Below are 8,449 nucleotides of genomic sequence, written 5' to 3'. Positions count from 1 at the left end.
AGCCCGCCGCGTAGCCATGCGCGACGTTGATGGCTGGCCATCAGGTGTTGTGACTCGGCGCGGCACCTGCCATATTGCGGGTTGCACATCTGTAGCTTCGCCCCCGGCTTGCCGGCGACAGGCCGAGCGCGAAAAGTGCGGTTGACCTTCAAGCGCGTGGGCGCGGGATCTTGGCATGAACGGATCGGATTACGGCGCGCCGGTGAGGCTCGCACAGGACAGCAAGATCAGGCTTTATGGGCCGGATGCTTTCGCCGCGATGCACAAGGCGGGTCAGCTTTGCGCGGTCGCGCTCGATCAGATCGCGGACATGGTGAAGCCGGGCGTCCCGACTGATGCCATCGACCAGTTCGTGTTCGACTTCGCGATGGACCATGGCGCGGTGCCAGCCACGCTCAACTATCGCGGTTATACGAAATCCACCTGCACATCGCTGAACCATGTGGTGTGCCACGGCATCCCCGGTCCGCGCGTCCTCCTCGAAGGCGACATTCTCAACGTGGACGTGACGCTGATCCTCGACGGTTGGCACGGCGATTCGAGCCGGATGTATACGGTCGGCAAGGTGGCGCGGAAGGCGGAGCGCCTGATCGAGGTGACGCACGAAGCCATGATGCGCGGCATCGCGGTCATCAAGCCGGGCGCGCATGTCGGCGATATCGGGTACGCGATCCAATCATTTGCGGAAGCGGAGCGGTGCAGCGTGGTGCGCGATTTCTGCGGCCACGGCGTCGGCCGCGTCTTCCACGACAAGCCGAACATCCTGCACTATGGCGTGGCCGGTGAGGGCGTTACGCTTGAAGAAGGCATGATCTTCACGGTCGAGCCGATGATCAATCTCGGCAAGCCGCATGTGAAGATGCTGTCCGACGGATGGACGGCGGTCACGCGCGACCGCTCGCTTTCGGCGCAGTTCGAGCACACGGTCGGCGTGACGGCAACGGGCGTCGAGGTTTTCACCTACAGCCCGAAGGGCTATCATCAGCCGCCTTATCCCGCCGTCTGACAGGTGTGAGGGAGCGCGGGCGCGCTCCCTATTGCCTCTACTTGTCGAGCAGATCGAGCAGAGCGGCGCTGCCATAGCGTTCGCCTGACGCCGCCCCGCGCGGTGCGGCCTCGTCCAGCGCGGCGAGATCGTCGGCGGTGAGATGCAGCTGCGCCGCATCGGTGTTCTCTTCCAGATATTTCCGACGCTTCGTTCCGGGGATCGGCACAATGTCCGGCCCCTGCGCGAGAAGCCACGCCAGCGCGACCTGTCCCGGCGCCGCGCCCTGCGCCTTCGCGATGGCCTTCACTGCATCGACGATCTTCATGTTGCGGTCGAAATTCTCGCCTTCAAAGCGCGGCTGCGTGCGACGGAAATCGCCCTCGGGGTATTCCTCCGCCCGCTTCGCCGTGCCCGTGAGGAAGCCTCTGCCGAGCGGGCTATAGGGCACAAAGCCGATACCAAGCTCACGACAGGTCGGCAGCACCTCCTCCTCGACGCCGCGCTCCCAGATCGAATATTCGCTTTGCAGCGCCGAGATCGGGAACTCCTTGTGCGCGCGGCGCAGCGTTGCGGGCGACGCTTCCGACAGGCCGATGTAGCGCACTTTGCCCGCGCGGACGAGATCGCCCATCGCGCCCACCGTCTCCTCGATCGGGACGTTCGAGTCTACGCGGTGCTGATAATAGAGGTCGATGTGATCGACGCCGAGGCGCTTGAGCGACTCGTCGCACACCTTCTTCGCGTGCTCCGGGCGGCCGTTGACCCGGTATTGGCGCACACCCTCCTCGATCACGAAACCGAACTTCGTTGCGATGATCGCCTCGTCGCGGCGGTCCTTCAGCGCCTTGCCGACGAGCACCTCGTTCGTGAACGGCCCGTACATCTCGGCGGTATCGAACAGCGTGATGCCGAGGTCGAGCGCGTGGTGGATCACGGCGATGCTCTCGGCATCATCGCCAGCGCCATAAGCGTAGCTCATGCCCATGCAGCCGAGCCCGAGCGCGGACACTTCCAACCCCTGCGTTCCGAGTTTGCGTTTTTCCATCGAAGGCTTCCTTTTGGTTAAATGCCTCGACGCCACATTAACCGTGCAGCATAATGTTACCAGTCCAGCATTTATACTGGTATTGGCGCTAACAGGATGATGGATCCGCCATGTCACTGGCCCACGCAGGATATGACCGCCGCCCGCTCGGCGACTTTCTCCAATCGCGGCGCGGACGACTGAACCCGGCGGAATGCGGTTTTCCGGCGGGCCGCCGCCGCACGCCCGGCCTTCGCCGCGAGGAAGTGGCGCAGCTCGCGGGCGTCAGCGTGACCTGGTACACGTGGCTCGAACAGGGGCGCGAAATTCAGGTTTCCACGCAGACGCTCGAAGGCATCGCGCGGGCGCTCCGACTCGACCGCGCCGAGCGAGAGCACCTGTTCCTTCTGGCGCAAGGCCGCCCGCCCGCGATGGCGGAATGGCGTCCGCGCGAGATCACCGCGGCGCTCCAGCGCATGCTCGACGGCCTCACCTATTCGCCCGCCTATATCCGCACCAAGCGCTGGGATATCGTCGGCTGGAACCGCGCCGTTGCGATGACATTCGCCGATTACGGCGCGATGGAGCCGCATGAGCGAAACTCGATCCGCCTCGTCTTCGCGCACCCCGCATGGCGCACGCTGATGGTCGACTGGGAGGCCGACGCGAAGAAGGCGCTCGCCGTTTTCCGGGCCGACTTTGCGCGCGCCGGCAACGATCCCCGCTTTCTCGAACTGGTGGACGAACTCGACCGGCTCAGCCCCGAGTTTCACCAGTGGTGGCCGCGTCACGACGTGCGCAACCACGGCGAGGGCGTGAAGGCCGTCCGTCACCCGAAGGTGGGCCTGATGTCGCTCGAATATACGGCCTTCATCGTGGAGAGCGACCCGGACCTGCGCATGGTGGTCTATACGCCCGCGCCGGGTTCCGACACAGCGGGCAAGATTGCGCGGCTCGTCGATGGCGGCTAAGACCGCGTCAAGCTAACCGCCGCCTCCGTCACGATGCGCCCAAGCTCGCGGAAATCCGTCTTCTTCGGCGAGGATGTCCGCCAGGCCAGCCCGATGGTTCGATGCGGGATTGGTGGCGCGAACCGCATCAGCCGCACGCCAGACCGCGCCTCAATGTCGAGGCTCATGCGCGGCAGCAACGTCACGCCGAAGCCGCCCGCCACCATCTGCACCAACGTCGAAAGGCTCGTCGTGCCCATCGTGTCGAGTTTGCCCGCGCGGTTCAGCGAACAGACGCTAAGCGCTTGATCGCGCAGGCAATGACCTTCCTCCAGAAGAAGGATGCGCTCGTTGAGGAACATGTCCGGTGAGGCGAGCGCGCCCTCCGGCACCGGGCGGCTTTCCGGCAAGGCGAACACGAACTCGTCCTGGAACAGCGGCAGTGTCTCGATGTCGGGGAGATCGACGGGCAGCGCCAGCAGCACGGCGTCGAGCCGCCCGCCCGCGAGGTCGGCGAGGAGATGATGCGTCTGGCTTTCGCGAAGCTCAAGGTCGAGATCGGGATAGGTCTCGCGAAGCACGGGCAGAAGCCGCGGAAGCACATATGGCGCGATGGTCGGGATGACGCCGAGCCGTAGCGCGTGGGAGAGAAGCGCGTCGCCTTGCCGCGCGGATGCCTCCAGATCGCGAACGGCGGCGAGGATCAATGCCACGCGGCGAGCGGCTTCCTCGCCCTCGCGCGTAAGCTTCGCGCCGGTCCGCGTCCGCTCGATCAGCACCGCGCCGAGTTCGCGCTCAAGATCCTGAATTTGCATCGAAAGCGCGGGCTGCGTTACGGCGCAGGCTTCCGCCGCGCGCCCGAAATGAAGCGACCGGGCGAGCGCATCGAAATAACGGAGCTGTTTCAGCGAGATATTTGCCATTAGGTAAGCTTATCGCAACTTCAGATAATGCGAATAGCCCTGATTGAGCTATGTGGTTAAGTTCGAGCCATTCTAAACAGGGAGCAAGCAAATAAATGGCCGACAAACCCATTTTGACGACGACGGCGGGCGCTCCGGTTCCCGACAATCAGAATTCTCTGACGGCAGGCGAACGCGGCCCGGTGCTGATGCAGGACGTCCACCTGCTCGAAAAACTCGCGCATCAAAACCGCGAGCGCATTCCCGAACGCGTCGTGCATGCGAAGGGTTGGGGCGCACACGGCACCTTCACCGTGACGAACGACATCACGAAATACAGCCGCGCGAAAGTGTTCTCCGACATCGGCAAGAAGACCGATATCATCGCGCGCTTCTCGACGGTGGCGGGCGAACTCGGCGCCGCCGATGCCGAGCGCGACGTGCGCGGCTTCTCGGTGAAGTTCTACACCGAAGAAGGCAACTGGGATCTCGCGGGCAACAACACGCCGGTGTTCTTCATCCGCGACGCGCTGAAGTTCCCTGACTTCATTCACACGCAGAAGCGCCATCCGAAGACGAACCTGCGCTCACCGACGGCGATGTGGGATTTCTGGTCGCTCTCGCCCGAGAGCCTGCATCAAGTGACGATCCTGTTCTCGGATCGCGGCATCCCGGCAGCGCCCATGTTCATGAACGGCTACGGCTCGCACACCTATTCGTTCATCAACGCGCAAAATGAGCGCTTCTGGGTGAAGTTCCACTTCAAGACGCTGCAGGGCCATCGCCACCACACCAATCGCGAGGCGGAGGACATCGTCGGCAAGGATCGCGAGAGCTATCAGCGCGAACTGTTCGGCACCATCGACCGTGGCGACTTCCCGCAATGGCGGCTGTTCGTGCAGATCATGCGCGAGACTGACGCCGACAAGACGCCGTACAACCCGTTCGACCTGACGAAGGTCTGGCCGCATGGCGACTATCCGCTGATCGAGGTCGGCATCCTCGAACTGAACCGCAACGCCGACAACTACTTCGCGGAGATCGAGCAACTCGCCTTTTCGCCGTCGAACGTGGTGCCGGGCATCAGCCACAGCCCCGACAAGATGCTGCAAGCGCGCGTGTTCTCCTATGCGGACGCGCACCGCTATCGCCTCGGCACGCATTATGAGGCGCTCCCGGTGAACGCGCCGAAGTCGGGCGTGCACACCTATCACAAGGACGGCGCGATGCGGTTCTTCGGCAGCCAGACCGGCAATGTCGATGCCTTTTACGAGCCGAACTCGTTCGGTGGCGCGGTGGAAGCCCCGCAATATCGCGAGCCGCCGCTGAAAATCTCCGGCGACGCGGACCGCTACAATCACCGCGTAGGCAACGACGACTACAGCCAGCCGCGGGCGTTGTTCCGGCTGTTCGACGCCGAGCAGAGGGAACGGCTGTTCAGCAACATAGCGGAGGCCATGCAAGGCGTGCCGGTGGAGATCGTGAAGCGGCAGGTCGTGCACTTCTACCGGGTCGATCCAGAGTACGGGCTCGGCGTGGCGGGCAAGATGGGCCTCGCACCCGAGGACGTGCAACTCAAGGCGGCGGAGTAGCGCGAGCAAGGCTGGGCCACGACTTTTGGCCCGGCCTCAAAATTTAATACGAATGACACTTATCAAACGGACGATAACGGTCTATCTTGTTGTAACGCATGGTCTTAAGCGAATGGCACCGTCTTTCAGCCATTAGCCGGTGGCTTTCGTCGACCTGTGTATCCTTGGTTGCGGTTTTTCTCAAGAAATGCCCCGGAGGCCTAGCTTTCCGGGGCTTTTTTATGGGCTTAGCGGGCTCTGTCCTCAGAGCGGCAGGCCGTCCGATGCGCGGGGCATGATCGGCAATGGGCTGAGACAAGACCATTGCTCCAAAAAAAGAGGCGCGGCGCTTTTTCATCAGGTGCGTTAACGCTCCGCAGGCGGATTCACAGCGCGACGGCCATGATCCCTTGAAATGACAGGATCGCGCTGACCGCGGCGACGCCCACCGAGATGAGCAGTTCCAGTCGTGTCGGCCTGAGCCATCCCCGCCGCATCGCGTTCACCGGACCGAGCGGCAGTAGCGGGCAAACGCGCGCCTGATCCTGCGGCTGACGCGTCTTCAGAAAGGCGATCAACTCATCCGGCCTGTATCCCGCCGCCTCGGGATATGCGCATCTCCGTTCCACCGGGAAGCGCGGGTCGTATCGCCAGATCAGAAGATCGCGGGCGCTCGCGTTGAGCAGAAAATCGAGGTCGTCGCGCGGAATGACGGGGACGCCTTCGCGGTCCGACACGAGCCTGAGCGCCGCCGGTGTATTTTGCGACGTCCAGCGATGCGGCTTGAAAGGTTTAAAATGTTGCCCCGTGGCAGCGAGCGTCGCCGAGGCGTCCAGCGTAGCGGCAATGTCGGTCATTTGGCCCCCTTGTGGTCGTGGGGCTCATGGTCGGGAAAGATGCTTGCGTGTGGCTCGCGTCAAGCTGGTTATCCCCAGCGTCGCAACTTAAGGCTGTGTCGGCGGGGCCGCCCTACAGCGTCATGCCGCAAAATAAACGCGGCGCGACGCTGTAAGCGCTTATCGATCAGCTTCTCCGCGTCAAATCGGTCCGATGCAACGCGGGCCGATCTAGTGGAACTTGCCGCGCCGACCGGGACCGCGCCCGCGCTCGGCGAACAACTCCGCCAGCTTCTCCGTCATCGCGCCCGCAAGTTCCTCGGCATCCGAGATCGTCACCGCGCGGCGATAATAGCGCGTCACATCGTGGCCGATGCCGATGGCGATGAGTTCAACGGACGAACGCGTCTCGATTTCGTAGATCACCTGCCGGAGATGCTTCTCCAGATAGGTGCCCGTATTCACCGAAAGCGTCGAATCGTCGACCGGCGCGCCGTCCGAAATCATCATGAGGATGCGCCGCTGCTCCGGCCGCGCCAGCATGCGAGCATGCGCCCAGGTCAGCGCCTCGCCGTCGATGTTCTCCTTCAAGAGCCCCTCGCGCATCATCAGGCCGAGATTGCGCCGCGCGCGCCGCCAAGGCATATCCGCCGCCTTGTAGATGATGTGGCGCAGGTCGTTCAGGCGGCCGGGCTGCGGCTGTTTGCCGGCGGCGAGCCACTGTTCGCGGGCCTGTCCGCCCTTCCACTGCCGCGTCGTGAAGCCGAGGATTTCCACCTTCACGCCGCAGCGTTCCAGCGTGCGCGCGAGGATGTCGGCGCAGCACGCCGCGACCATGATCGGTCGCCCGCGCATCGAGCCGGAATTGTCGATGAGGAGCGTTACCACCGTGTCGCGGAACTCCGTGTCGCGCTCCATCTTGAAGGAAAGCGGCTGGAAGCGGTCGGTGACGACGCGCGACAGCTTCGCGGTGTCGAGGATGCCCTCTTCGAGGTCGAAGGCCCACGAGCGGTTCTGCTGCGCGAGGAGGCGGCGCTGGAGGCGGTTCGCGAGGCGGCTCACGGCCACCTGTATCACCGCGAGTTGCTTGTCTAGGAAAGCGCGCAGGCGTTCGAGCTCGTCGGCGTCGCACAGTGATTCGGCGGTCACGAACTCATCGAACTGCCGCGTATAGACCTTGTAGCCGAAGTCTCCCGGCGCATCGAGCACGGACGTATTGGGCCGCCGTGAGGAATGCGGCTGCTCCTTGCCTTCCGTCTCGGACGGCTTGTAATCCTTTTCGGTGATGTCGGCCGCGTCGGCCTCATCGTCGGCGTCCGAACCTTCCGCGTCATCGGCCTGCGCTTCGGATGCCTGCGAGCTTTGATCGCTTTCGTCCTGCGAGCTTTCGCCCGGATTATCCTCGTTCTTCTGCTCGTCCGCGTCGGCGCTTTGCTCCGTCTCCGGGTCTTCGACGGGCGCTTCCATCAATTGCAGGGCGACGAGTACGTCGCGCGTCAGCTTCGCGAAGGCGGCCTGATCGGCGACGGTGGCGTCGGCGCGGTCGAGGATGTTGCCCGCGCGCTCGTTCACCCAGTCGCGCCACACATTGACGATGCCGTTCGCACCGCGCGGCGGCTTCTGGCCCGTGAGCCGTTCGCGCACCATGAGCGCCAGAGCATCCGCGAGCGGCGCGTCCTGCCGGTCGATGTCACGATCCGGGAAACGCTCGTAGATCGCGGCGAGCTTTGCGTCGAGGTTCTTGGCCACGCCCCTCATGCGGAGCGAACCCAGCGCCTCCACGCGCGCGCGTTCCATCGCGTTATAGGCTGACCGGGCCTCGCCGGACGGCGGCGCGTAGGCGTTATGCAGCTTCTCGTCATGCGCCGAGATCATGAGCGCGAGCGAGTCCGAATAGCCGCGAATGATCGCGATTTCCTTTTTCGTGATCGCGCGGCTTGGCAGCGGCAGGCGAACCGTCTTTCCGTCGTAGCCGGGCGTCTCAGGGCCGAACGTGACGTTTACGGATTTATTCTCCGCCAGCGAGCGCGTCGCGAGCGAAACAGCCCGCTTGAACGGCTGGATCGGGTCGGCCTTTTTTCTCGGGGTGTTCGGCATGGGCCTAGCCTTCGGGGCGCTTCATCGGTCTTGCCGGAAAAGCGGCATGCCGCTTCCCGGATCGTAGCTTCGCGCGCGGCT

At 63.8% G+C, this 8,449-nt stretch carries 7 protein-coding genes; 3 read left to right on the top strand and 4 right to left on the bottom strand.

From position 1 onward, the window contains the following. Positions 1–175 precede the first annotated feature (175 nt). Positions 176–1,006 (top strand): type I methionyl aminopeptidase, encoded by an 831-nt coding sequence (map, locus tag T281_RS07880; RefSeq protein WP_052037251.1) that lies wholly within the window; start codon positions 176–178, stop codon positions 1,004–1,006. Between the two features lie 37 nt (positions 1,007–1,043). Here map and T281_RS07875 read toward each other — a convergent pair whose 3' ends face one another. After that, complete coding sequence (locus T281_RS07875; RefSeq protein WP_037236896.1) at positions 1,044–2,033, bottom strand: aldo/keto reductase; 990 nt, start codon at positions 2,031–2,033, stop codon at positions 1,044–1,046. Positions 2,034–2,143: 110 nt separating this feature from the next. Here T281_RS07875 and T281_RS07870 point away from each other — a divergent pair, with 110 nt between their 5' ends. Continuing rightward, complete coding sequence (locus tag T281_RS07870; RefSeq protein WP_037236893.1) at positions 2,144–2,983, top strand: helix-turn-helix transcriptional regulator; 840 nt, start codon at positions 2,144–2,146, stop codon at positions 2,981–2,983. On the opposite strand, the gene T281_RS07865 is transcribed toward T281_RS07870, so the two are convergent. Then, on the bottom strand, positions 2,980–3,885 hold the full coding sequence (locus T281_RS07865; protein ID WP_037236890.1) for a hydrogen peroxide-inducible genes activator: 906 nt from the start codon (positions 3,883–3,885) through the stop codon (positions 2,980–2,982). The two genes, T281_RS07870 and T281_RS07865, sit on opposite strands and share 4 nt — an antisense overlap. 95 nt (positions 3,886–3,980) lie before the next feature. On the opposite strand from T281_RS07865, the gene T281_RS07860 reads away from it, so the two are divergent. Continuing rightward, a complete protein-coding gene (locus T281_RS07860) occupies positions 3,981–5,456 on the top strand; it encodes a catalase (protein WP_037236887.1) in 1,476 nt (491 codons plus the stop codon). A 365-nt stretch (positions 5,457–5,821) separates the two neighbouring features. On the opposite strand, the gene T281_RS07855 is transcribed toward T281_RS07860, so the two are convergent. Next, positions 5,822–6,292, bottom strand: a complete 471-nt coding sequence (locus T281_RS07855; RefSeq protein ID WP_037236884.1) for a hypothetical protein — start codon at positions 6,290–6,292, stop codon at positions 5,822–5,824. 210 nt (positions 6,293–6,502) lie between these two features. Beyond that, positions 6,503–8,368, bottom strand: coding sequence for a cobaltochelatase subunit CobT (cobT, locus tag T281_RS07850; RefSeq protein ID WP_037236881.1), 1,866 nt, complete (start codon positions 8,366–8,368; stop codon positions 6,503–6,505). Between the last annotated feature and the right edge of the window lie 81 nt (positions 8,369–8,449).

Origin of the sequence: Rhodomicrobium udaipurense JA643 (assembly GCF_000636015.1) — a bacterium.
Lineage (GTDB): Bacteria > Pseudomonadota > Alphaproteobacteria > Rhizobiales > Rhodomicrobiaceae > Rhodomicrobium > Rhodomicrobium udaipurense.
This window is presented reverse-complemented; position numbering and strand designations above follow the sequence as displayed.

Coding starts and splice junctions, on each gene's coding strand:
- map (WP_052037251.1), top strand. CDS start 176: ATGAACGGATCGGATTACGGCGCGCCGGTGAGGCTCGCACAGGACAGC.
- T281_RS07875 (WP_037236896.1), bottom strand. CDS start 2,033: ATGGAAAAACGCAAACTCGGAACGCAGGGGTTGGAAGTGTCCGCGCTC.
- T281_RS07870 (WP_037236893.1), top strand. CDS start 2,144: ATGTCACTGGCCCACGCAGGATATGACCGCCGCCCGCTCGGCGACTTT.
- T281_RS07865 (WP_037236890.1), bottom strand. CDS start 3,885: ATGGCAAATATCTCGCTGAAACAGCTCCGTTATTTCGATGCGCTCGCC.
- T281_RS07860 (WP_037236887.1), top strand. CDS start 3,981: ATGGCCGACAAACCCATTTTGACGACGACGGCGGGCGCTCCGGTTCCC.
- T281_RS07855 (WP_037236884.1), bottom strand. CDS start 6,292: ATGACCGACATTGCCGCTACGCTGGACGCCTCGGCGACGCTCGCTGCC.
- cobT (WP_037236881.1), bottom strand. CDS start 8,368: ATGCCGAACACCCCGAGAAAAAAGGCCGACCCGATCCAGCCGTTCAAG.